The sequence below is a fragment of the Pseudomonas wadenswilerensis genome, from assembly GCF_900497695.1.
In the GTDB taxonomy this organism is placed as follows: domain Bacteria; phylum Pseudomonadota; class Gammaproteobacteria; order Pseudomonadales; family Pseudomonadaceae; genus Aquipseudomonas; species Aquipseudomonas wadenswilerensis.
Window position 1 is genome coordinate 367,803 of sequence record NZ_UIDD01000008.1, and the last position, 22,245, is coordinate 390,047.

Here is a 22,245-nt window from a genome sequence, read left to right on the forward strand (position 1 = left end):
GCTCAGATCTCCGCGTACATCCGCCCGGGGTTGAAGATCCCTTGTGGGTCGAGGCGCTGCTTGAGTTGCTGGTGGTAGCGCAGCAAGGCTGCGGGCAGCGGCTGGAACGGGCTGTCGCTGGCGCTGTAGCAAGTGGCATGGCCGCCCAGGCGGCTGACAGCGGCGCGAATGGTCTCGGCCCGGGCCTCGGATTTGAGCCAGCGCTGGGCACCGGCCCAGTCCAGCAGTTGCGCGCCAGGCAGCGCCAGCGCCGGGCTGTTGTTGGGTAGCGACAAACGCCACAGCGGGCGCGGGTCGGCGAAAAAAGCCAGGCGACGGTTGTTCAGGTTTTGCCACCAGCTGGCCTCGAAACGCTCGCCACCGAGCCGGTCGCGGGCGGCCTTGACCGAGCCTTCGCCGCCCTCGAGGCGCAGGCGCAACACCGTGCCGTCATGGCAGGCGGCGCTGATCGGGATCGGTTGCTGGCCCCATTGCGCCAGCTTGAGCAGGGCCTGTTGCGGGTCGATGTGCAGGGCGATGTGCGCTTCGCTGCGCGGCTTGGGCAGCACCTTCAGCGACACTTCGCTGATCAGCCCCAGGCAGCCGAAACTGCCGGCCATCAAGCGCGACAGGTCGTAACCGGCAACGTTCTTCATCACCTCGCCGCCAAAGCGCAGGTGCAGGCCCAGGCCGCTGATCACCCGGGTACCCAGCACATAGTCGCGCACCGAGCCTGCCCAGGGCCGGCGTGGCCCGGACAGGCCGGCAGCAACCATGCCGCCGAGGGTGGCGCCGTCGTCGCTGTGTGGCGGCTCGCAGGGCAGCATCTGCCCGGCGGCCTCAAGCGCAGCCGACAGCTCGTGCAGGGGCGTACCGGCACGGGCGGTAATCACCAGCTCGGTCGGGTCGTAGTTGACGATGCCGCGGTGTTCACGGGTATCGAGCGCAACGCCGGCGACCTGCCGGCCGAGAAAGGCCTTGCTGGCGCCGCCGCGAATCTGCAACGGCGTGCCTTCGGCGCGGGCCTGGTTGACCTGCTCCAGCAGCGCCTGGCTGGCATCATTGTTGTGCGCAAGCATCAGAAGCGCTCCAGGTCGGGGAAGGGCAGTTGCCCGGCGTGCACATGCATGGCGCCAAACTCGGCGCAGCGCTGCAGGGTGGGGATGTTCTTGCCGGGGTTGAGCAGGCCATGGGGGTCGAAGGCTGCCTTGACCGCGTGGAACAGGGTCAGCTCGTCGCTGCTGAACTGCGCGCACATCTGGTTGATCTTCTCGCGGCCCACGCCATGTTCGCCGGTGATGCTGCCGCCGACGCTCACGCACAGTTCGAGGATTTCGCCGCCAAAGGCTTCGGCCCGCGCCAGCTCGCCCGGCTGGTTGGCGTCGAAGAGGATCAGCGGGTGCATGTTGCCGTCGCCGGCATGAAAAACGTTGGCCACCCGCAGCGCGTACTTGTGCGACAGCGCAGCGATGCGCTGCAGCACATGGGGCAGCTCGCGGCGCGGGATGGTGCCGTCCATGCAGTAGTAATCGGCAGAAATCCGCCCGACCGCCGGGAAGGCGTTCTTGCGCCCGGCCCAGAACTTCACCCGCTCCACTTCATCCCGGGCCTGGCGCACTTCGCTGGCGCCGGCCTGCTCGAGCAGGGCGCGAACCCGGTCGCAGTCGTCGTGCACATCGGCTTCGACGCCGTCCAGTTCGCACAGCAGGATCGCCTCGGCCTCCACCGGGTAGCCAGCATGAATGAAGTCTTCGGCGGCGCGGATGGCCAGGTTGTCCATCATCTCCAGGCCACCGGGAATGATCCCGGCCGCGATGATATCGCCGACCGCTCGGCCGGCCTTGGCCACCGAGTCGAAGGCCGCCAGCAGCACCTTGGCCACCTGCGGCTTGGGCAGCAGCTTGACCGTCACTTCGGTGATGATCCCGAGCATGCCTTCGGAGCCGGTGAACAGCGCCAGCAGGTCGAAACCCGGGGCATCGAGGCTGTCGGCGCCGAGGGTCAGGCATTCGCCTTCGACGGTGAGGATCTCGACCTTGAGCAGGTTGTGCACGGTCAGGCCGTACTTCAGGCAGTGCACGCCGCCGGCATTCTCGGCGACGTTGCCACCGATCGAACAGGCAATCTGCGACGACGGATCGGGCGCGTAGTACAGGTCAAAGGGCGCGGCGGCCTGGGAAATCGCCAGGTTGCGCACCCCAGGCTGCACCCGTGCCGTGCGGGCGACCGGGTCGATGGCGAGGATCTTGTTGAAGCGCGCCATCACCAGCAGCACGCCTTTCTCCAGCGGCAAGGCGCCGCCCGACAGGCCGGTGCCGGCACCGCGCGCGACCACCGGCACCTTGCGGGCAAAACACAGCTTGAGGATGCCCTGGACCTGTTCGAGGGTATGCGGCAGTACCACCAGCATCGGCGTGGTGCGGTAGGCCGAAAGGCCATCGCATTCGTAGGGCTTGAGGTCTTCCTCGGCGTGGAGGACATCGAGATCCGGCAGTTGTAGCTGCAAGGCCTGCAGCAGCGCCTGCTTGTCGACTGCGGGCAGGGCACCATCGACGTTTTCGTCGTAAAGGATATTCATTGACGGCCAGTCACCGGAAGGTGCCAGAAGCTGCGGAAAATCGAAGGCGAAGAACGGCGCCTGGTACCGGCGACCCAGGGTCTTGAAGGATCAACCTGAAGTGCGCCTACCACCCGCCGCCAGCCTCTGTGGGCTAGCGGAACCGGGGCAGTGGGCGTTCAACGCTCAGCGAGGTGAGGGTTTTTCTGACCAGCTGATCGTCGGCTTCGACGGCCTTGAGGGTGTCGCGGATCTTGCCGGCCACCGGCACATCGCCCTGGCGGTCGATCCAGTCGGCAATCTCCTTGCACGCCGAAGCGAGCCGGGCCTGGCGCTGGTTGATCAGGTTAAGGGCTGTGGTGATCTCTTTATCGGACATGAGGGAATCCTCCATCTGCGCGAATAAAGTGTAGCAGCGCAGAAAAATCCTGCGCCGGGGCCTCAGCCGGCCAGGCGCTCGCGCACGCGCATCAACGCATAGCCGAGCAGGTTCAGGCCTTGCCACTGGCGTGGGTCAGCCGCTTGCGGCGCCTTGGCGTCCAGGCCGATGCCCCAGATGCGGTCCACCGGGCTGGCCTCGACCAGCACCTGGCCAGCGGTGGACAGCAAAAACGTGCGCAGCCCCGGGTTCTGTTCGAACTTGAGCAGGTTGGCCTGTTCGACGATGGCCGAGCGCTCGGCCACCCAGGCGGCGTCATCGTACCCGGCGACTTCGCGGCCGAGCTTCTTGGCGTCAGCGGGCGTGCGCGCGGCGAGGATCTTCTCAAGGGTGGCCGGGTCGTCGAACAGCCGCGCCTTGCCGGCCATCATGTAGTGCTCGGCGCTGGGGTAGTGGATGCCCTGCTGCTTGAACCCGGCTTCGAACCACTGGCTGAAGCAGCTTTTGTCCGGCTTGCCCTCGACCTTTTGCCGGTGGCCCCAGAAGTACAGGTAGGAGGGCTCCAGGCCCTGGTCGAGGGCAGCGATCAGGCTGTCATTGTCGAGGATGTTGGCCAAAGCGGGGGAGGGGGCAGACATAGCGGGGAATCTTCCATGAACGAATCGGGTCATGGTACTCCACGCCTGCGCGGTTGTGACAGCATCGGTGCTGACGTACTATCCTTGCCAGCAAGCGATACCCCGCATACTTATAACTCATTCCTCAGCGCACACGCTTCACTCAGGCCCGACCGGCGTGAGTGTCTGGCGCTGGGCGCGTTTTCGTTCCCGGCAACCGCAAACGACTCGGAGCAAGGTTTTACTCATGAATACATCCGTGGATGCGCGAACCGGCAGTTGGCTGAGTGTCATCGCCCTGGCCTTGGCGGCCTTCATTTTCAACACCACCGAATTCGTCCCGGTGGCGCTGCTCAGCGACATCGGCCGCAGTTTCGACATGTCGACCGCCCAGGTTGGCCTGATGCTGACCATCTACGCCTGGGTGGTGGCCCTGGCCTCGTTGCCGATGATGCTGCTGACGCGCAACATCGAGCGGCGCAAGTTGCTGATCATCGTCTTTGCCCTGTTCATCCTCAGCCATTTGCTCTCGGGGGTGGCGCAGAGCTTCGGCATGCTGCTGCTCAGCCGTATCGGCATTGCCCTGGCCCATGCGGTGTTCTGGGCCATTACCGCCTCGCTGGCGGTGCGCGTGGCGCCGCCGGGGCAACAGGCCAAGGCTTTGGGCCTGCTGGCTACCGGCACCACCCTGGCGATGGTCATGGGCATTCCGCTGGGGCGGGTGGTCGGCGAGGCCCTGGGCTGGCGTACCACTTTCCTGGCGATTGCCGGGGTGGCCCTGGCGACCTTGCTGTGCCTGGTCAAATCCCTGCCGCTGCTGCCGAGCCAGAACTCCGGCTCGCTGCGCAGCGTGCCAGTGCTGTTCAAGCGCCCGGCGCTGGTGACCGTGTATGTGCTGGTGGCGCTGGTGATTGCCGCGCAGTTCACCGCCTACAGCTACATCGAGCCGTTTGCCCTGAATGTGGCGCAGATCGGCGGTGAGCTGACCACCGTGCTGCTGTTGCTGTTTGGGGGTGCCGGGGTGTTTGGTTCAGTGCTGTTCAGCCGCTACAGCGAGCGCTTCCCGCAGGGTTTTCTGATCGGGGCGATCGCCATGCTGGCGACTTGTCTGCTGCTGTTGCTGCCGTTGTCTGGCGACTTCAGCCTGCTGGGCACCTTGAGCGTGTTCTGGGGTGTTGCGATCATGTGCTTCAGCCTGGCGCTGCAGTCCAGGGTGCTGATCCTCGCCTCGGATGCCACCGACGTGGCCATGGCCATGTTCTCCGGCATCTACAACATCGGCATTGGCGCCGGGGCGTTGATCGGCAGCCTGGTCAGCGTGCACATGGGCCTGGGTAATATCGGTTTTGTCGGCGGATCGCTGGCCCTGGCGGGGTTGCTGTTGTGCGGGGTGACTACCTACCGGTTTGCCCGGGCCGAGGTGGCGTGACGAGGGGGGCTGCTTTGCAGCCCATCGCCGGCAAGCCAGCTCCCACACGGACTGCGCAAAGCCTGTGGGAGCGGGCTTGCCCCGCGATCAATCGCGAATCTTCATCAGCCCGTCGCACTTCAGGCAACGTACCTTCTTCAACCCGCGCACTTCGCTAAAGCCGACCCGGCGTGACAGCGCAGTCCCCGGCTCGTCCTTGTACAGGTGCAGCATCGCCGCGTTGCACAGCGGGCAACGCACCAGCATCGCCAGCGGAAAACTCAGAAAGCACAGGCCGAAAATCACCAGCATGTAGGTCGCGGCAACGCTTTTGGGCATCCAGTCGAACACCGTCAGCAACATGAGCGGCGCGCCGATATAGATGCTGAAGTCATTGATATAGATGTTCAGAAACGCCACGCGGAAGTATTCGAGTTGTGGCATTTCAGTTCATCGCATCATGGGGCAGCAGGGCGGTGTCGACCACCATGTCCACCGGCAGGGTGGCAATGGCAAACACCGGGCAGACGATGGTCACCCAGCAGAACATCGTTGAGTAACCGTCGTAGCCACTGGCGCCGATCATGGTCAGCAACTGGACATTGGCCTGGGTGCCTTTGTAGTAGTCGGCGCCGCTGCTGTAGCTGTTGGAGCCGCGCGCGACAAAGGTGCCGCAACTGGCCAGGAACAAGGTCGAGGCCAGGAGCAAAGAGGTGAGGGTTCTGATGATGCCATTCCTTAGCAGATAGAGACGCGAGACCAGCGCGCATTCTCGCACAACAACGCTAGTATCCGCGCAACCCGCGTGCACTGAAGTAATCTTCCAGCACCTCCGGCCCGGCATCGACCTGGGCCAGCGCCACATAGCTGTCCGGCCGCAACAGGTACACGCCATCTTGCTGCAACCCGGCCGCTTCATGCGCCTCATGCCATTCGAACACTTCCAGCGGCATGCCGCGCTCGGCACACCAGGCCACCAGGCTGCCGCTGGCAGCGCCATAGACCTGTACCTGCCAGCACAGACGCGCCAGCCCGGCAAAGTTGTCGTGCTTGCCATCGCTGACCCAGGGCAGGCGCTCGCCGCCATGCACCTGGCCGGCGCTGCCGACACTCAAGGGCATGTCGCGGTAGTTCAGGGTGATTTGCGAGACAGTGCGGAACAGGAACTCCCGTGCTGACTTGAGCGCCGCCACCCGTGGCAGCAGCATCGGCGCCAGACGGGTGCGCAGCAGGGCGGCCAGGCGGCCGTCGGCAGTGATGAAGTTGAACACCTGGTCGGTGGTCGAGACCAACCGCTGGGCGAAGGCGCTGCGCTCGATTTCATAGGTGTCGAGCAGGGTGTCAGTGGCTTGGCCTTGCAACACGGCAGCCAGTTTCCAGGCCAGGTTGATGGCATCGCCAATGCCGGTGTTCATGCCCTGGCCACCAGCCGGGCTGTGCACATGGGCTGCATCACCCAGCAGGAAGGCACGTTCGCGGCCAAATTGCTCGGCCACCCGGTGGTGCACCCGGTAAGTGGAGAACCAGTTGACCTGCTTTATCTCGACCTTCAGGTGCTCCATGGCCCGTTGGCTGACATCTTCGAAGCGCAGGTTCTGCGGGTGCTCGGCGCGTTCGTCGCGCACCGTGCCGATCAATCGTGCGCGGCCACTGCCGGCCAGCGGGAACACGGCGAGAAAGTCTGCTTCGTCCAGGTCCACATGCAGCTCGCCATTAAACGCAGGACCTGCGCCGTCGACATCGGCAACATAGAACACCTGCTCATAGGTGCCGCCGGGAAAGCCGATGCCCAGGACCTTGCGCACCGTCGAACGGGCGCCGTCGCAACCGGCCAGGTAGTCCGCTTCACAGACCTCTTCCAGGCCATCGGCCAGCCGTAGCCGGGCGGTGACACCGCCGCTGTCCTGGCTGAAACCGAGCAGTTCGGTGTGTCGTTCGACGTCCACGCCGAAGTGTTGCAGACGCTCGATCAACAGCTTTTCATGTTGATCCTGGGGGTAGATGTGCAGGAACGGGTAGGGGGTAAAGCCGGCGCCAATGGCACTGAACGGCAACCGCGCGGCGGTTTTGCCTTTGACCCACAGGTTGGCCGCCGGCACCTGGTGACCCTGCCCGATAATGGCCTCGGTCAAGTCCAGCTGGCGGTACAGCTCCAGGGTCCGTGCCTGTATCGCCAGCGCCCGGGAGGTGGTGCCGGGGGCGGCGGTCTTGTCGATGATCCGCACCTTGATGCCAAGCTTGCTCAGCCACAGCGCCAGCACCAGCCCGGTGGGGCCGGCGCCGATAATCAGGACGTCACAGCGGTTCATCGCAGGCGCTCCTCGGTACGTGTTGCAGGCTCTGAGTTGAAGTGTAAGACCCCTGTGTGGTTTTGCTCGCCGGTCGTCGGCGCCTGATTACTCGGCCTTGCCGCGCACGATGCGCCCGACCTTGATTTCGTCGGCGTAGGCCTTGAGCTTGTCCGAGTCTTTGTACAGGCGGTTCATCAGGTGCAGCACGGCAACCACATCGACGCCGTCGATGCGCTCGGCCAGTTTGCTGATTTCACCGGCGGTGCGTTCCAGGTTGCTGGCGACGGTTTTAAGGTCGCGCTTGAGTTCGGCGGAAGATTTCTTGATGCCCATTGGGAGTCTCTTGGTGGGGTGGTGCTTGTGAGCGGGCTGCGGTGCAGCCCATCGCTGGCAAGCCAGCTCCCACAATGCCAAGGTGCACACTGCACCTGTGGGAGCCGGCCTTGCCGGCGATTGCTGTATCAGCCAGGAAACAGAAACGGGCTGACACCACTGCGCCCATACCCTTCGCGCTCCACTTCGGCGTCCAGCGCCAGGGAGGCCAGGTCATCGGCCAGTACTTCCTGGTCGCGGTCCTTTTCCGGGTACAGCACTTTCAGGTAGCTGTGACAGTCGTTGCAGCTCTCGGCCTTGATCGCGGCATCCTGACGCTCCAGGGACCAGTAGTCCAGGGCACCGGTGGCTTCGCAGTTGCTGCATTTTACCCGAACCATGTGCCAGCGGCTTTCGCACAGGCTGCAATGCAGGTAACGCAGCCCGGCCTGGGCGCCGGTCATGATCACGCTGGCCACCGGCGCGCTGGCGCATACCGGGCAATGCTGGCGCTGCTCGCCCAGGGCGGCCTTGGCCGAGGCCGGCAGGGCATTGGCCAGCTGGGTGAAGTACAGCGACAGCGCGGCCCAGAGGAACAGCGCCTGGCCGCTGTCGACCTGGTCGTAGTCACCGGCGAGCAAGGCGCTGGCAAGGTCTTCCAGTTGCGCCGCCGAGTAGCCGCGCAAGGTCTCCAGGGTACTGCGAACCGTCGGATTGGCGTCGCGGTAGAGTGCATCGATCAAAGCGCCGAGCAACTGCTGCCAGTAAGCGTCGCGTGGGTACTCTGTGCTCGCCAGCGGCGCCCGGCCAGCGGCCAGGCGCGCCGCCAGTCCGGACGCCAGCGCCTCAGGCAGCGGCATCGTTTCAAGCAGGTGTTGCTGAGCTTCGGCGATGCCGGCACAAAAGCCCAGGTAATCGCCCATGGCATGTTCGTCGGCCAGTTGCCGCAGGCGCGCCGCGCGTTTGCGGTAACGTTCCTTGAGCGACGGCAGCAGCACCGCGACGATCTCGTTGACGCCACCGCTGGGCGTCTGCACCGGGGTCATCTGGATGCTGTTCATTTATCGCTCCCGGCCTTGCCCTGCTTGTTGTTCAGCTGACGGTACCAGCGGTCGTGGTGGGTCTTGGCCCAGCTGCGGCTGACGTAGCCGGTGACCATGCCGCGGATCGAGCCCTTGACCCAGAACGCCAGGTACGCGTGGCCGATGATCAGCAGAATCAGGCTGATGCCGGCGAGTGCATGCACCAGCAGGCCGATGCGGATGGTCGGGATGCTGAACAGCGGGGCGAAGTACGGCCGCCAGATCACCACGCCACTGAGCAGCAGCAGGCTGATCAGGCCCATGATTCCCCAGAACAGGATCTTCTGCCCGGCGTTGTACTTGCCGATGTTCAGCGCCGGTTCATGCTTGCCGGCGAGCACCTGCTTGACGTTCTTGAACCACTGCAGGTCTTCGCGTTCCGGCAGGTTGTAGCGCACGAAGCGCACGAACAGGAACATCAGCAGCAGGAACACCACCACGCCGAAGAACGGGTGGAGGATGCGCGCCAGCTGCGGGGTGCCGAATACCGCGTTGAGGCCGTTGAGCGACGGGAAAAACCACGACAGCCCCGACAGCGCCACGGCGAAGAAGCAGATCACCATGAACCAGTGGCTGGCGCGCTCGATGAAGCGCGTGCGCAGGATCAGTTTGTCCTTGTTCATGCGTGGGTATCCTCTTCGATCTTCTGGTCCTGTTCGTCGACTTCGTTGGGGCCGACGCCGATGTAGTGGAACAGGGTGCCGGCCAGGGTGGCGAAGAACGCCGCCGCAGCCACCGGTTTCATCCAGCCTTTCCAGCCCTGGATGGCGTTGCTGATGCGCGGGTCGGTGGGCAGCTTGTGGTACAGCTGCGGCTTGTCGGCATGCTGTAGCACGTAGACCACGTGGGTGCCGCCGACGCCCTGCGGGTCATAGATGCCGGCGCCGGCAAAGCCGCGACCCTGCAGCTCGGTGACCCGCTCGCTGGCCTGGTGCAGCATGTCCTGTTTGCTGCCGAAGTTGATCGCTCCGGTCGGGCAGGTCTTGACGCAGGCCGGCTCCTGGCCGACCGACACGCGGTCGACGCACAGCGTGCACTTGTAGGCCTTGTTGTCTTTCTGGCTGATGCGCGGCACATCGAACGGGCAGCCGGCGATACAGTAGCCGCAGCCGATGCAGTGCTCGGACTGAAAATCGACGATGCCGTTGGCGTACTGGATGATCGCCCCCGGCTGCGGGCAGGCTTTCAGGCAGCCGGGGTCGGCGCAGTGCATGCAGCCGTCCTTGCGGATCAGCCATTCGAGCTTGCCGCTTTCGTCTTCGACTTCATCGAAGCGCATCAGCGTCCAGGTTTCGGCCGACAGGTCGGCCGGGTTGTCGTACACGCCAACGTTGTGGCCGACCTCATCGCGCAGGTCGTTCCATTCGTTGCATGCCACCTGGCAGGCCTTGCAGCCGATGCAGATGCTCACGTCGATCAGCTTGGCCACTTCGGCCTGGTGATCGCGGGTGTGCGGCGCCGGGGTCAGCACGTTGGTGGCTGAGCGGCGGACGATGTCTTGGGATTGCATGGACATGGTTTTCGCCCTCAGACCTTTTCAATGTTCACGAGAAACGCCTTGTACTCCGGCGTATGGGTGTTCGACTCGCCAATGCCCGGGGTCAGGGTGTTGGCCAGGAAGCCCTTGCGCGTGCTGCCCTCGTAACCCCAGTGGCAGGGAATGCCGATGGTGTCGACATCCTGGCCGTCGACCGCCAGGCGGCGGATGCGCTTGGTCACCACCGCCTTGGCCTTGATGTAGCCACGCTTGGTGCTGACCTTGACCAGGTCGCCCTGAACGATGCCCTTGTCGGCAGCCAGCTTCTCGCCGATCTCGATGAACTGCTCGGGCTGGACGATGGCGTTCAGCCGCGCGTGCTTGGTCCAGTGACGGAACAACTCGGTAATCGAGTAGGTGGTCGCCACGTAGGGGAACTCTTCGCGCTTGCCCATGCGTTGGCGGTCGCTTTCATACAGCCGCGCGGTCGGGCTGTAGGTCACGTTCGGGTGCAGCGGGTTGCTCGCCAGCGGGCTTTCGGTGGGCTCGTAGTGCTCGGGGAACGGCCCGTCGTTCATGGCGCCGGCCGAGAACAGCCGGCCCAGGCCTTCAGGCAGCATGATGAACGGGTTGACCTTGCCACCGGGGGCGGCGGTGACGGCGAAGTCCGGCACGTCGACGCCGCTCCAGCGCACGCCGTCCCAGCCGATCAGCTTGCGTTTCGGGTCCCACGGCTTGCCCTGCGGGTCGGCCGAGGCGCGGTTGTAAAGGATGCGCCGGTTCTGCGGCCAGGCCCAGGCCCAGCCCGGGGTGCAACCCAGGCCGCTGTCGGCGTTGTCGCGACGGGCCATCTGGTTGCCTTGTTCGGTCCAGGAGCCGGCGAAGATCCAGTTGAAGCACTGGGTCGTGCCGTCGTCGCGCAGCTGCGAGAAGTCATTGAGCAACTGGCCCTTGCGCAGGATCAGGTTGCCTTGCTCGTCGTGCAGATCGGCGAGGGCGCGGCCGTTGGACTCCTTGGCCACTTCTTCCGGCTTGGGGTCCAGCGGGTCGGCGTAGTCCCAGGCCATGTTGAGGATCGGTGCCGGGTTGGCGCCGCCTTCCTTTTCGTACAGCTCGCGGATCTTCAGGAACAGGTGGCCGAGGATCTTGCCGTCATGCCAGGCTTCACCCGGTGGCGCCGCGCCCGCCCAGTGCCATTGCAGCCAGCGCCCGGAGTTGACGATCGAGCCGTCTTCTTCGGCAAAGCACGAGGAGGGCAGGCGGAACACTTCAGTCTGGATCGACGCGGTATCGACGTCATGCTGTTCGCCGTGGTTCTGCCAGAAGCTCGAGGTCTCGGTGGCCAGCGGGTCGATGATCACCAGGAACTTGAGCTTGGCCAGCGCCGCCTGGGCCTTGTTCTTGTCGGGGAACGCCGCCACCGGGTTGAAGCCCTGGGCGATGTAGCCGTTGACCTTGCCCTCGTACATGCGGTTGCTGTAATTGAGCACGTCGTAGCTGTCGTCCCACTTGGGCAACCAGTCGAAGCCCCAGTCGTTGTCCTTGGTGGCCTTGTCGCCCCAGAGGCTTTTCATCAGGCTGATGAAGAATTTCGGCGTGTGCTTGTAGTAGTTGACCTGGTCCTCCAGCAGCGCCGTCGGCGTCGTCTGCTTGAGGTAGGTGGCCAGCGTGGTCTGCTCGTCGGACGGCAGGTTCATGTAGCCGGGCAGGCGCAGCGACAACAGGCCCAGGTCGGTGTAGCCCTGGATGTTGGAGTGGCCGCGCAGGGCGTTGACCCCGCCACCGGCCATGCCGATGTTGCCCAAAAGCAGCTGGATCATGCCCGAGCCACGGATCATCTGCGCGCCGTTGGTGTGGTGGGTCCAGCCCAGGGCGTAGAGGAAGGTCGCGGTCTTGTCCGGGGCGCTGGTTTCGCCAAGGATCGCGCAGATCTGCAGGAAGTCGTCCTTGGGCGTGCCGCAGACGTTAGTCACCATGTCCGGGGTGTAGCGGCTGACGTGGGCCTTGAGCAGGTTCCACACGCAGCGCGGGTGCTGCAGGGTCAGGTCGCGCTTGGCGTAGCCCTTGCTGTCGAGCTCGTAGGTCCAGGAGCTGCGGTCGTAGTTGCGCTTCTTGGCGTCATAGCCACTGAACAGACCGTCGTCGAAGTGGTAGTCCTCGCGCACGATGAGGCTGGCGTTGGTGTAGTGGCGTACGTATTCGTGCTGGATCTTGTCGTGGCTGATCAGGTAGTTGACCACGCCCATCAGGAAGGTCACGTCGGAGCCGGCGCGGATCGGCGAGTAGATGTCGGCCACCGCGGCGCTGCGGTTGAAGCGCGGGTCGACGACGATGACCTTGGCGCCGTTGCGGATTTTCGCCTCGATCACCCATTTGAAGCCCACCGGGTGCGCCTCGGCCGGGTTGCCGCCCATGATCAGCACGACGTTGGCGTTCTTGATGTCGACCCAGTTGTTGGTCATCGCACCACGGCCGAAGGTCGGCGCCAGCGCGGCAACGGTCGGTGCGTGGCAGACCCGGGCCTGGCTGTCGGTGCCGAGAATGCCCAGGGCGCGGGTAAAGCGCTGGTCCAGCGAGCCGGTTTCGCTGCTGGCCGCCGACGAGCAGAGCATGCCGGTGCTGAGCCAGCGGTTGACCGTGGTGCCTTTGGCGTTCTTCTCGATGAAGTTGGCGTCGCGGTCGTCCTTCATCAGCCGGGCGATGCGCTCGATGGCGTGGTCCCAGCTGATGCGCTGCCATTTGTCCGAGCCCGGCGCGCGGTATTCGGGGTAGAGCAGGCGCTGTTCACTGTGCACGTAGTCGACCAGGCCGGCGCCTTTGGGGCACAGCGAGCCGCGGCTGACCGGGTGATCGGGGTCGCCTTCGATATGGAAGATCCGCGCCTTGGCGTTCTTGGCGCCGTCGCCGAGGCTGTACATGAGAATCCCGCAACCGACCGAGCAATAGGTGCAGTTGTTGCGGGTTTCCTTGGCGCGCAGCAGCTTGTACTGGCGCGACTGGGTCGCCTGGGCCACGCCCGGGGCAAAGCCCAGGCTCGCGCAGGTGGCGGTGGCGACGCCGGCGGTACACAGCTTGAAGAACTGTCGTCTGCCAAGTCCCATGGGTATCTCCTCATTCTTATCGGCTGCACAAAGCTGCGGGCATAGGCATGCCCGGCAACAAGGCGTCGCAAGCGCAGTTGGCTGGGGTAAAAGCACGGTGTGTCGCAGGTCCCTGTCTGCTGCAGGGTTTTGAGCGGACGTATGCGCGCTAGTGTATTCCCGTACGGAATGTGGGACTAATCGACCTTGTTGATAGGTCTATCGACGGGATCTATCAACGGCCCGACCATGATCAACTGTTCGCCAGGCAACAGCAGTTGGACAGATACTCGAAATTCGAACAATTGTTTAAACCGTCGTAACCGCTCAAACACAGGTAATACAAGGGTTTTGCCGGTTGGCACGGTCGCTGCAACAGCTCCCTTCGAGATTGACTATACCAATAGAAACTCGCCTATTTTTTAATCAGGTGGGGAGCAAGACCTTGAATTTCGTGCCTCGGGCAACATCCGTAATATTGAATTCTTCGACCAAAGTAGTAGGCAAGGACTGGAAGCTTGCCAGCGTTGGCGCCGCCCTGTTGAGCCTGGCGCCGCTGGCCCAGGCCGAGGACGCCACACAGACTGAAAAACGTCTGGAGACGGTCACCGTCCAGGCGGCCAAAGCCACCCCGGTGCAAGCGGCGCAGGCGCAACTGGACGAGATCCCCGGCGGTACCGGGCTGGTCCAGCAGGCCGAGGTGGAGAAGGGCCGGTCGGCCACCCTGGAAGACACCCTGGCCTATCAACCGGGGGTGTATGCCCAGGCCGCCGGCGGTAACGATGCAATCAAGATTTCCATCCGTGGCTCGGGCGCCAACACCTCGCCGGGCTACTTTCGTGAAGGCACCAAGTTTCTGTTCGACGGCCTGGCCCTGACCGGCGCCGGCGGCACGCCTTATGAGCTGCTCGACACCCAGGGCCTGAGCTACACCGAAGTGCTGCGCGGCGCCAACGCCTTCGAGTACGGCGCCTTGTCCCTGGGCGGGGCGATCAACTTCGTCACCAACTCCGGGCTGACCGCACCGGGCAACCGCATCAAGGTCGAGGGCGGCAGCTTTGGCTGGCAGAAGCAGACCCTCAGCACCGGTGGCGTGGCCGGCAATGCCGACTACTTCATCAGCGTCGACAACTCCAAGCGCGACGGTTACCAGGACTTCACCTTCACCAAGGCCAAGGGCGTGGTCACCAACTTCGGTTACCGCTTCAACCCGAAACTGGAAACCCGCCTGTACATCCGCTACCGCGAGGAATACCACGAAAACTCCGGGGCGCTGACCCTGGCGCAACTGAAGAAGAATTCCTCGCAAACCAACCCCAGCACCCGCGCCACCCGTGGCGACTCGACCAAGGAAGGCTCGACCTGGGTCGGCAGCAAGACCACCTACACCTTCGACGACGACTCGACCCTGGTGGCCGGGCTGGTCTATCACAACTACCCGCAGATCCTCAGCAAGAAGAGCACGGTCAACCCCAACTACTGGGACTGGCGCGACATCAACTACTCGCTCAAGTACACCCGCAGCGACCAGCTGTTCGGCCTGCCGAGCACCACCAGCGTCGGCTGGAGCAGCACCCAGCACATCCGCTCCGGGGTGCGCACCTACAGCGGTGACAAGGACCTGGGCAGGTTGCAGAAGCAGGTCGAGTACGACGGCTCGTTCGACCATGTGTTCTCGCTGGGCAACGACCTCGGCCTGACCGACAACCTGTACCTGTCCACAGGCCTGTCGGCCATCGAGGTCAAGCGCAACGTCGATGTCAATTTCAGCGACCGGCCCAACACCAGCGGCATCCCCAGCCACTACCGCTACCAGGAATGGAAACTGGCGCCACGGGTCGGCCTGCGCTACTACCTGACCCCGGACGTGCAGGTATTCGGCAACGTCAGCCGCTCGATCGACCCGCCCAGTTCCTGGTCCAGTTCCGGCTCGGGGGTGACCACCAACTTCGCCAAGACCCTGGTGCCACAAAGCGCCAACACCGTCGAACTGGGGATTCGCGGGCGCTCGGAGATCTTCGACGGCAGCCTGACCCTGTACAAATCCTGGATCAAGGACGAGCTGCTCAACGTCGAAATTCTCCCGGCCACCAACACTTCGGCCGCCGTGGTCTCGACCGCCAACGCCAGCCCGACCATCCACCAGGGCATCGAGGCGGGGCTGACCACCAAGCTCTGGCAGCGCGATAACGGCGATGTGCTGAGCTGGCGCCAGGCCTACACCCTCAACGACTTCCACTACCGCAACGACCCGCTGTTCGCCAAGAACGAGCTGCCGGGCCTGCCCAAGCACATCTACCAGGGCGAGCTGTTCTACCAGTACGCCAACGGCTTCTACGCCGGGGTCAACGTGCGCTCGGCGTCGAGCACGGCGGTGGACTACGCCAACAGCTTCTATGCCCCGTCCTACACCCTGTGGGGTGCACGCCTGGGGTACGACGCGCCGAACAAGACCTGGCAGGTGTACCTGGACCTGAAAAACCTCACCGACAAGGACTACGTCACCGCCCTGGTGCCCAGTTACGACGCCAAGGGCCAGGACACCGCATCGCTGTACCCGGGTGACGGCTTCGGCGCCTACACCGGGATTGCCTACAACTTCTGAGCCAGGGGCGGGTGCCGTTCGCGCGGCACCTGCAGGAGAACCGCATGAGAGTAATCGCAAGGCTGGGCGCGCCTGCCGTGCTTGGCGCGCTGCTGGCCCTGGGCGCCTGCAAGCCGGTGGAGCAGTCGCCGGGGCAGGGCAGCAGCGGCATCGACGGCACGCTGCACAACGGCACCCTGAGCTATGCCGCGCAAGACTATTACGAGGCCGCCCCAGGCAAGCCCGGTGGCACCCTGCGGGTGTCGACGGCATCCGACACCACGACGCTGGACGTGCATTCGATTTCCCACGGCAATGTGCAGTGGCTGGGGCGCATTCTGTTCGACTGCCTGCTGTACCAGGACGAGCAGGGCAATATCTCGCCGTGGCTGGCCAAGTCCTGGGAGATCTCCGACGACGGCAAGACCTACACCTTTCATCTGCGCGATGACGTGACCTTCAGCGATGGCGAGAAATTCAACGCCCGCGCCCTGCAGGTCAACCTCGAACACATGCGCGACCCGGCAACCAAGTCGCCGCTGGCCGCCGCTTATATCGCCCCCTACGTGGATGGGCGCATCGTCGATGAGTACACCTTCGAAGCGCACCTGCGCGAAGCCTATTCGCCGTTCCTCGATGTGCTGGCGCAGTCGTGGCTGAGCATGATCTCGCCCCGGCAGATCCTCGAAGCACCGAAGACCATCGCCGAACACCCGATCGGCTCCGGGCCCTTCGTGCTGGAAAGCTACACCCGCGACCAGGGCGCCAACTTCGTCAAGCGCAAAGGCTACAACTGGGCGCCTGCGGTGACCCGGCACCAGGGCGAGGCCTACCTCGACCGCCTTGAGCTGAGCATCGTCCCCGAACCGATGATCCGCTTCAGTACCCTGGAAGCCGGTCAGTCGGATTTCACCGTCGACGCCCCGACCCAGAACGCCCGGGCCATTCGCGACAACCCGGACTTGCAGATGCGCAGCCGCATCCGCAAGGCCAACCCGTTTCGCAGCCTGACCTTCAACGTCGAGCGCTTTCCCTTCGACGATGTGCAGGTGCGCCGCGCCGTGGCCAAGGCCATCGACCGTGACGGCCTGGCCTGGATCACCGGCTTTGGCGAGTACCTGGCCAAGGGTGATTTTCTCGCCGCCAACACCCGCTACTACGACCCGGCGTTCAAGGACGTGCTGGCCTATGACGTGGCCGAGGCCAACCGCATTCTCGACCAGGCCGGCTGGAGCGAGCGCGACGCCCAGGGGTATCGGGTGAAGAACGACCGGCGTCTGGCCGCGCACTTGCTGACCTACGAAACCGCGGCCTACCCAAGCAGTATCGCCGTGGCCATCCAGGCCGACCTGAAGAAGATCGGCCTGCAGATCGACATCGACCTGCTACCCCTGGCCCAGGTCACCCAGCGCCGTTACGCCAGTGACTTCCAGGTGATCGGTGGCGGCTACTGGCACACCAACACCCCCGACGGCCTGTACATCCTCTACCACAGCCAGGCGATCAGCACCGCCAAGCTGATCGGCCAGAATGCCGGGCGCTTTCGCGATGCCGAACTCGACCGGGTGCTCAGCGCCGCCCGCCAGACCACCGACCCGCTTGAGCTGAGCGGCCTCTACCGGATCGCCCAGGAGCGCCTGGCGCAGACCATCCCGGCGGTGCCGGTGTTCGAAAGCCATGTGCTGCTGGCTTACCGCAAGCAGGTCAAGGGGCTGATTTTCGACACCTCGCACAACACCCCGTTGTTCACCAGCGTCTGGCTCGACCCGGAGGGCAAATGACTAGCTTGCAACGATTGGCCTGGCGCCTGCTGGCCGGCATCGGCGTGCTCTGGGGCGCGGCGACCCTGACCTTCCTGGCCATCAACCTCAGTGCCGGCGACCCGGCCCTGGCGATTCTTGGCGGCCCCGATGCCATGCCCAGCGCCGAGCTGATCGCCCAGGTGCGCGCCGAATACGGCCTCGACCAGCCGCTGTGGGTGCAATACGGCCAGTACCTGGCGCGCCTGGCCCAGGGTGATCTGGGCGAGTCTTACCGCCTGCGCATCCCGGTGCTGCAGGTGATCGGCAGCCAGCTGGGCGCCACGGTGCAGTTGTCGCTGGCCGCCGCCGCGCTGTCGATCATCCTCGCGGTGACCTGCGCAGTGCTGACGGCCAACCGTCCGCGCTGGGTGCGCTCGCTGGTGTCCGGCAGCGAGCTGGTGCTGTCGTCGGCGCCGTCGTTCGTGATCGGCATTGTGCTGTTGCTGCTGTTCTCGTTCGGCTGGCACCTGCTGCCGCCGTCCGGTTCCAACAGCTGGCAAGCATTGATTTTGCCGAGCCTGGCCCTGGCCTTGCCGATTGCCGCAGTGCTGACCCAGGTGCTGCGCCAGGAGCTGGAAGACATCCTCGAACAGCCTTTTATCGCCATGGCCCGCGCCCGCGGCATGTCCGAGACCGGCGTGCGCCTCAAGCACGCCTTGCGCCATGCCCTGGTGCCGCTGGTGACGCTGTCCGGCTTCGTCTTCGCCAGCCTGCTGGGCGGCGCGGTGATCATCGAAATGCTGTTCGCCCGCCAGGGCATCGGCCGGTTGATGCTCGACGCCGCCGTGACCAAGGACATGCCGTTGCTGCTGGGTATCACCCTGCTGGCGGCGGCGATTTACGTGGTCGTCAACTTTCTCGTCGACCTGATCAACCACTGGGTCGACCCACGCAGCAAAAGCGTATGAACCCGATTTTCAAGGACCAGCCATGAGTGCCCATGATCTGCCAACACCCCTGGCCGCGAACGACGCAGGCCAGGACTATGCCCAACTGCAGGTGCGTTTTGCCCCCCTGTTTGCCCGCATTGCCGAAGGCGCGGTTGACCGCGAACAGCAACGCGAGCTGGCCCATGAGCCGGTGAGCTGGCTGCGCGACGCGGGCTTCGGCGCCTTGCGCGTGCCCCAGGCATTGAACGGCGCGCAGGTCAGCTTGCCGGTGCTGTTTCGCCTGCTGATCGATCTGGCCGCAGCCGACTCCAACCTGCCGCAGATCTTTCGCGCGCACTTCGGCTTTGTCGAAGGCCGGCTGTCCAGCGGCGATGCCGCTTCCCAGCGTTACTGGCTGGCCAAGGTAGCGGCGGGGCAGTTGTGGGGCGCGGCCATGGCCGAACGCACCGACACCACCGGCAACTCGGTGCTGCTCACTGCCGCCGACCCGCAGGCACCAGAGGCCGGCTGGTTGCTGCAGGGCGAGAAGTACTACTGCACCGGCGCCATTTACGCCGACTGGGTGGCGGCGGTGGCCATGCTCGACGAGGACTATGTCAGCGTGGTGGTGTCCACCACGGCCCCCGGCGTCAGCCTGGAAGACGACTGGGACGGATTCGGCCAGCGCCTGAGCGGCAGCGGCACCACCCGTTTCGCCGATGTGGCGGTGCCGCCGGAGCAGGTGCTGCGCCGCTTCAAGCCTGGTGAGCTGCGCGCCGAATCCTACCTGTCGGCGTTCTACCAGCTGTTCCACCTGGCGACCCTGGCCGGGATTGCCCGCGCCGTGCAGCGCGATGCCGTCGCCTTCGTCCAGGGCCGCACCCGCGCCTTTGGCGTGCCCGGCCAGTCCAGCCCCCAGGACGACCCGCTGGTGCAGCGGGTGATCGGCCGCCTGTCGAGCCTGGCCTATGCCGCCCAGGCCCTGGTGCTGGATGTCGCCCAAGTGCTGCAGACGGTGCACGAAGCCGAGCTCGACGGCACGGTCGGCGAAGCGCACTACGTCGAGGCCGATATCCGCACCTACCAGGCCCAGCAGGTGGTGCTGGAGCAGGCGCTCGAAGCCACCACCTTGCTGTTTGAAGTCGGCGGCGCCTCGGCCACCAGCCAGGCCCGGCGCCTCGACCGGCACTGGCGCAACGCCCGCACCCTGGCCTCGCACAACCCGGCGATCTACCGCGAACGGGCCCTGGGTAATTACTACTTGAATGGCGTCAGCCCCGGCGCCGCCTGGCGCCAGTTGCACGCCCAGGACAACGCCGCCCGCGACGAAGCCAGCGCGGTCTGATCCCCACATAAGGAGTTGCCATGAGCCAGCCCGCCAAACACATGAGCATCGGCATGAACATCCTCGGCTTCGGCGCCCACGCCGGCGCGTGGCGCCAGGCCGAGGTGCCGGCCAATGCCTACCTGGACCCCGAGTACTACAGCAACATCGCGCGCATCGCCGAACGCGGCAAGCTCGATGCGATCTTCCTCGCCGACGGCCCGGCGCTGTTCGGCGATATTGGCCAGCACCCGGCCGGGCGCCTGGAGCCGACCGTGCTGCTCACCGCCGTGGCCCTGGCCACCCGTCATATCGGCGTGATCGCCACCGCGTCGAGCAGCTACAACGACCCCTATAACCTGGCCCGGCGCTTCAGTTCGCTGGACCATATCAGCCGCGGCCGTGCGGCCTGGAACGTGGTCACCAATGCCGGTGATGCCGCGGCGCAGAATTTCGGCCTGGCCGGGGCGCCGCGGCATGTCGACCGTTATGCCCGCGCCGATGAGTTCATCGACGTCACCCTTAAATTGTGGGACAGCTGGGAAGATGACGCGGTGATCGGCGATGCCCGCCGTGGGCGCTTTGCCGACCCGGCCAAGGTCCACGCCATCGACTTTGTCGGCGAGCATTTCTCGGTCAAGGGCCCGCTGAACCTGCCGCGCTCGCCCCAGGGCCGGCCAGTGCTGGTCCAGGCCGGTTCCTCCGAAGGCGGCAAAGCCCTCGGCTCGCGCTATGCCGATGCGATCTTCACCACCCAGACCACCCTGGTCGACGGTCAGGCCTTCTACCAGGAAATGAAGCAGCGCGCCCGCCAGTGGGGGCGCAACCCCGAGCACCTGAAAATCATGCCGGGGCTGTCGACGGTGATCGGCAGCAGCGAGGCCGAGGCCCAGGCGCGCTTCGACGAGCTCAACGCCTGGTACGGCGAAGCAGGGCTGATCCATCAGGTGGCGGCGCGGGTGGGGCTGGCGGTCAGCGAGCTGGAGCTGGACGCGCCGTTGCCCTGGGAGCGGATCGGCCCGGTGGCGGAATTCGAGCGCGGCTCCCACGGTTTTCTCGAAGCCCAACTGAACCTGGCGCGGCGCGAGAACCTGACCATTCGTGAGCTGTCGCGGCGCATCCTGGTCGGCCACCGGCTGATCGTCGGCACCCCGGAACAGGTCGCCGACACCCTCGAGCACTGGTTCCGCGCCGGGGCCGCCGACGGCTTCAACATCATGCCGGACATGTTCCCCTCCGGCGTCGAGGTGTTTGTCGACGAAGTGGTGCCGCTGCTGCAAAAACGCGGCGTGTTCCGCCACGAGTACCAAGGCAGCACTTTGCGCGACCACCTCGGCCTGCCGTACCCGGCCAGCCAGTACCAGCGCGCCGCCGAGGCGGTTTGAGCCTTTTCACTTTCGCGACGGAGCGAGCATGATCAAACGTACTTTGGGCCACAGCGACATCCAGGTCAGCGTGCTGGGGCTGGGCAGCATGACCTGGGGCCACCAGAACAGCGAAGCCGATGCCCACCGCCAGCTCGACGCGGCGCTGGCTGCCGGCATCAACCTGATCGACAGCGCCGAGATGTACCCGACGCCCACCCATGCTGAAACCTGGGGCAGCACCGAACGCTTTATCGGCAGCTGGCTGGCGCAAAGCGGGCGGCGCGCCGAGGTGGTGCTGGCCAGCAAGATCATCGGCCCGGCACGCCAGCCGGGGGCAGGGGCGCATATTCGTGAGGGCCGCACCCGCCATGACCGGGCCAACATCGTGGCAGCCCTGGATGGCAGCCTCAAGCGTCTGCAGACCGATTACCTGGACCTCTACCAATTGCATTGGCCGGACCGCACCACCAACATTTTCGGCCAGCGTGAATACCCCTATGGCGAAGATGACCGCGAGGCGGTGAGCATCGCCGAAACCTTGCAGGTGCTGGCCGAACAGGTGGCGGCGGGCAAGATCCGCCATATCGGCGTGTCCAACGAAACCCCTTGGGGCGTGGCAGAGTTCTTGCGCCAGGCCCGCGAGCAGAACCTGCCGCGCATCGTCAGCATCCAGAACCCCTACAGCCTGCTCAACCGCCTGTATGAGGGCGGCCTGTCGGAGTTCAGCCAGCGCGACAACATCGGCTTGCTGGCCTATTCGCCGCTGGCCTTCGGCGCGCTGACCGGCAAGTACCTCAATGGCGCCTTGCCGCAGGGCTCGCGCCTGTCGTCGGTGTACCGCACCTTCAACCGCTACGACAGCCCCGGCGCCCATCAGGCGATTGCCGCCTATGTGGCGCTGGCCCAGGAGCTGGCGATAACCCCGGCGCAACTGGCCCTGGCCTATGTGATCAGCAAGCCGTTTGTCAGCAGTGCGCTGACCGGGCAGACCAGCCTTGCGCAACTGGCCGACAACCTCGGCGCGCTGCAGGTGAAGCTCGACAGCGAAGCCCTGGCGCGCATCGAGCAGATCCACCGGCAGATCCCCAACCCTGCTCCCTAACGTTCAGTTCATGGA

At 65.0% G+C, this 22,245-nt stretch carries 19 protein-coding genes; 7 read left to right on the top strand and 12 right to left on the bottom strand.

Annotated features, from left to right (window positions below):
• Positions 1-2: 2 nt before the first annotated feature.
• The 4 genes from glcE to CCOS864_RS17165 form a co-directional block, all read right to left on the bottom strand.
• On the bottom strand, positions 3-1,058 hold the full coding sequence (gene glcE, locus CCOS864_RS17150; RefSeq protein WP_115087539.1) for a glycolate oxidase subunit GlcE: 1,056 nt from the start codon (positions 1,056-1,058) through the stop codon (positions 3-5).
• Entirely contained in the window at positions 1,058-2,557 is a 1,500-nt protein-coding gene (glcD, locus tag CCOS864_RS17155; protein ID WP_115087540.1) for a glycolate oxidase subunit GlcD, read from the bottom strand. Before glcD ends, glcE begins: the two co-directional genes overlap by 1 nt.
• Positions 2,558-2,690: 133 nt before the next feature.
• A complete protein-coding gene (locus tag CCOS864_RS17160; protein ID WP_010222367.1) occupies positions 2,691-2,915 on the bottom strand; it encodes a hypothetical protein in 225 nt (74 codons plus the stop codon).
• A gap of 62 nt (positions 2,916-2,977) precedes the next feature.
• Entirely contained in the window at positions 2,978-3,553 is a 576-nt protein-coding gene (locus tag CCOS864_RS17165) for an NADAR family protein (RefSeq protein WP_115087541.1), read from the bottom strand.
• Positions 3,554-3,779: 226 nt separating this feature from the next.
• Between CCOS864_RS17165 and CCOS864_RS17170 the strand changes: the two genes are divergently transcribed.
• On the top strand, positions 3,780-4,961 hold the full coding sequence (locus CCOS864_RS17170; RefSeq protein ID WP_115087542.1) for a sugar transporter: 1,182 nt from the start codon (positions 3,780-3,782) through the stop codon (positions 4,959-4,961).
• Between the two features lie 87 nt (positions 4,962-5,048).
• On the opposite strand, the gene CCOS864_RS17175 is transcribed toward CCOS864_RS17170, so the two are convergent.
• From CCOS864_RS17175 to fdnG, 8 genes are all read right to left on the bottom strand, one after another.
• On the bottom strand, positions 5,049-5,384 hold the full coding sequence (locus CCOS864_RS17175) for a hypothetical protein (RefSeq protein ID WP_115087543.1): 336 nt from the start codon (positions 5,382-5,384) through the stop codon (positions 5,049-5,051).
• A gap of 1 nt (position 5,385) precedes the next feature.
• Positions 5,386-5,649 carry a YceK/YidQ family lipoprotein gene (locus tag CCOS864_RS17180; protein ID WP_233673755.1) on the bottom strand — a complete coding sequence of 88 codons (264 nt, stop codon included), beginning with the start codon at positions 5,647-5,649 and terminating at the stop codon, positions 5,386-5,388.
• A gap of 76 nt (positions 5,650-5,725) precedes the next feature.
• The gene (locus CCOS864_RS17185; protein WP_115087544.1) at positions 5,726-7,249 is read right to left on the bottom strand and encodes an FAD-dependent oxidoreductase; all 1,524 of its coding nucleotides are present in this window, start codon (positions 7,247-7,249) and stop codon (positions 5,726-5,728) included.
• Positions 7,250-7,336: 87 nt separating this feature from the next.
• A complete protein-coding gene (locus CCOS864_RS17190) occupies positions 7,337-7,564 on the bottom strand; it encodes a hypothetical protein (RefSeq protein ID WP_115087545.1) in 228 nt (75 codons plus the stop codon).
• A 128-nt stretch (positions 7,565-7,692) separates the two neighbouring features.
• Positions 7,693-8,604, bottom strand: a complete 912-nt coding sequence (gene fdhE, locus CCOS864_RS17195; RefSeq protein ID WP_115087546.1) for a formate dehydrogenase accessory protein FdhE — start codon at positions 8,602-8,604, stop codon at positions 7,693-7,695.
• Positions 8,601-9,248, bottom strand: a complete 648-nt coding sequence (locus CCOS864_RS17200) for a formate dehydrogenase subunit gamma (protein ID WP_038995892.1) — start codon at positions 9,246-9,248, stop codon at positions 8,601-8,603. The genes fdhE and CCOS864_RS17200 overlap by 4 nt, the downstream gene beginning before the upstream one ends.
• Positions 9,245-10,135 carry a formate dehydrogenase subunit beta gene (gene fdxH / locus CCOS864_RS17205; protein WP_269467564.1) on the bottom strand — a complete coding sequence of 297 codons (891 nt, stop codon included), beginning with the start codon at positions 10,133-10,135 and terminating at the stop codon, positions 9,245-9,247. Before fdxH ends, CCOS864_RS17200 begins: the two co-directional genes overlap by 4 nt.
• Positions 10,136-10,152: 17 nt before the next feature.
• On the bottom strand, positions 10,153-13,203 hold the full coding sequence (fdnG, locus tag CCOS864_RS17210) for a formate dehydrogenase-N subunit alpha (protein ID WP_115087547.1): 3,051 nt from the start codon (positions 13,201-13,203) through the stop codon (positions 10,153-10,155).
• Positions 13,204-13,660: 457 nt separating this feature from the next.
• On the opposite strand from fdnG, the gene CCOS864_RS17215 reads away from it, so the two are divergent.
• Genes CCOS864_RS17215 through CCOS864_RS17240 form a run of 6 tightly spaced genes read left to right on the top strand, consistent with a single transcriptional unit; the run spans position 13,661 to position 22,230 of the window.
• Positions 13,661-15,787 (top strand): TonB-dependent receptor family protein, encoded by a 2,127-nt coding sequence (locus CCOS864_RS17215; protein WP_240047859.1) that lies wholly within the window; start codon positions 13,661-13,663, stop codon positions 15,785-15,787.
• 44 nt (positions 15,788-15,831) lie between these two features.
• On the top strand, positions 15,832-17,547 hold the full coding sequence (locus tag CCOS864_RS17220; RefSeq protein ID WP_115087548.1) for an ABC transporter substrate-binding protein: 1,716 nt from the start codon (positions 15,832-15,834) through the stop codon (positions 17,545-17,547).
• A complete protein-coding gene (locus CCOS864_RS17225; protein WP_115087549.1) occupies positions 17,544-18,476 on the top strand; it encodes an ABC transporter permease in 933 nt (310 codons plus the stop codon). The genes CCOS864_RS17220 and CCOS864_RS17225 overlap by 4 nt, the downstream gene beginning before the upstream one ends.
• A 22-nt stretch (positions 18,477-18,498) precedes the next feature.
• Positions 18,499-19,782: an acyl-CoA dehydrogenase family protein gene (locus CCOS864_RS17230; RefSeq protein ID WP_115087550.1), complete on the top strand. Its 1,284-nt coding sequence runs from the start codon at positions 18,499-18,501 to the stop codon at positions 19,780-19,782.
• Between the two features lie 20 nt (positions 19,783-19,802).
• Positions 19,803-21,146, top strand: coding sequence for an LLM class flavin-dependent oxidoreductase (locus CCOS864_RS17235; RefSeq protein ID WP_115087551.1), 1,344 nt, complete (start codon positions 19,803-19,805; stop codon positions 21,144-21,146).
• Between the two features lie 28 nt (positions 21,147-21,174).
• Entirely contained in the window at positions 21,175-22,230 is a 1,056-nt protein-coding gene (locus CCOS864_RS17240; protein WP_115087552.1) for an NADP(H)-dependent aldo-keto reductase, read from the top strand.
• The last annotated feature ends 15 nt before the right edge of the window (positions 22,231-22,245 follow it).

Coding starts and splice junctions, on each gene's coding strand:
- CCOS864_RS17230 (WP_115087550.1), top strand. CDS start 18,499: ATGAGTGCCCATGATCTGCCAACACCCCTGGCCGCGAACGACGCAGGC.
- fdxH (WP_269467564.1), bottom strand. CDS start 10,135: ATGCAATCCCAAGACATCGTCCGCCGCTCAGCCACCAACGTGCTGACC.
- CCOS864_RS17240 (WP_115087552.1), top strand. CDS start 21,175: ATGATCAAACGTACTTTGGGCCACAGCGACATCCAGGTCAGCGTGCTG.
- CCOS864_RS17220 (WP_115087548.1), top strand. CDS start 15,832: ATGAGAGTAATCGCAAGGCTGGGCGCGCCTGCCGTGCTTGGCGCGCTG.
- CCOS864_RS17225 (WP_115087549.1), top strand. CDS start 17,544: ATGACTAGCTTGCAACGATTGGCCTGGCGCCTGCTGGCCGGCATCGGC.
- CCOS864_RS17165 (WP_115087541.1), bottom strand. CDS start 3,553: ATGTCTGCCCCCTCCCCCGCTTTGGCCAACATCCTCGACAATGACAGC.
- CCOS864_RS17235 (WP_115087551.1), top strand. CDS start 19,803: ATGAGCCAGCCCGCCAAACACATGAGCATCGGCATGAACATCCTCGGC.
- glcD (WP_115087540.1), bottom strand. CDS start 2,557: ATGAATATCCTTTACGACGAAAACGTCGATGGTGCCCTGCCCGCAGTC.
- glcE (WP_115087539.1), bottom strand. CDS start 1,058: ATGCTTGCGCACAACAATGATGCCAGCCAGGCGCTGCTGGAGCAGGTC.
- CCOS864_RS17160 (WP_010222367.1), bottom strand. CDS start 2,915: ATGTCCGATAAAGAGATCACCACAGCCCTTAACCTGATCAACCAGCGC.
- CCOS864_RS17175 (WP_115087543.1), bottom strand. CDS start 5,384: ATGCCACAACTCGAATACTTCCGCGTGGCGTTTCTGAACATCTATATC.
- CCOS864_RS17190 (WP_115087545.1), bottom strand. CDS start 7,564: ATGGGCATCAAGAAATCTTCCGCCGAACTCAAGCGCGACCTTAAAACC.
- CCOS864_RS17200 (WP_038995892.1), bottom strand. CDS start 9,248: ATGAACAAGGACAAACTGATCCTGCGCACGCGCTTCATCGAGCGCGCC.
- CCOS864_RS17185 (WP_115087544.1), bottom strand. CDS start 7,249: ATGAACCGCTGTGACGTCCTGATTATCGGCGCCGGCCCCACCGGGCTG.
- CCOS864_RS17170 (WP_115087542.1), top strand. CDS start 3,780: ATGAATACATCCGTGGATGCGCGAACCGGCAGTTGGCTGAGTGTCATC.
- fdnG (WP_115087547.1), bottom strand. CDS start 13,203: ATGGGACTTGGCAGACGACAGTTCTTCAAGCTGTGTACCGCCGGCGTC.
- fdhE (WP_115087546.1), bottom strand. CDS start 8,604: ATGAACAGCATCCAGATGACCCCGGTGCAGACGCCCAGCGGTGGCGTC.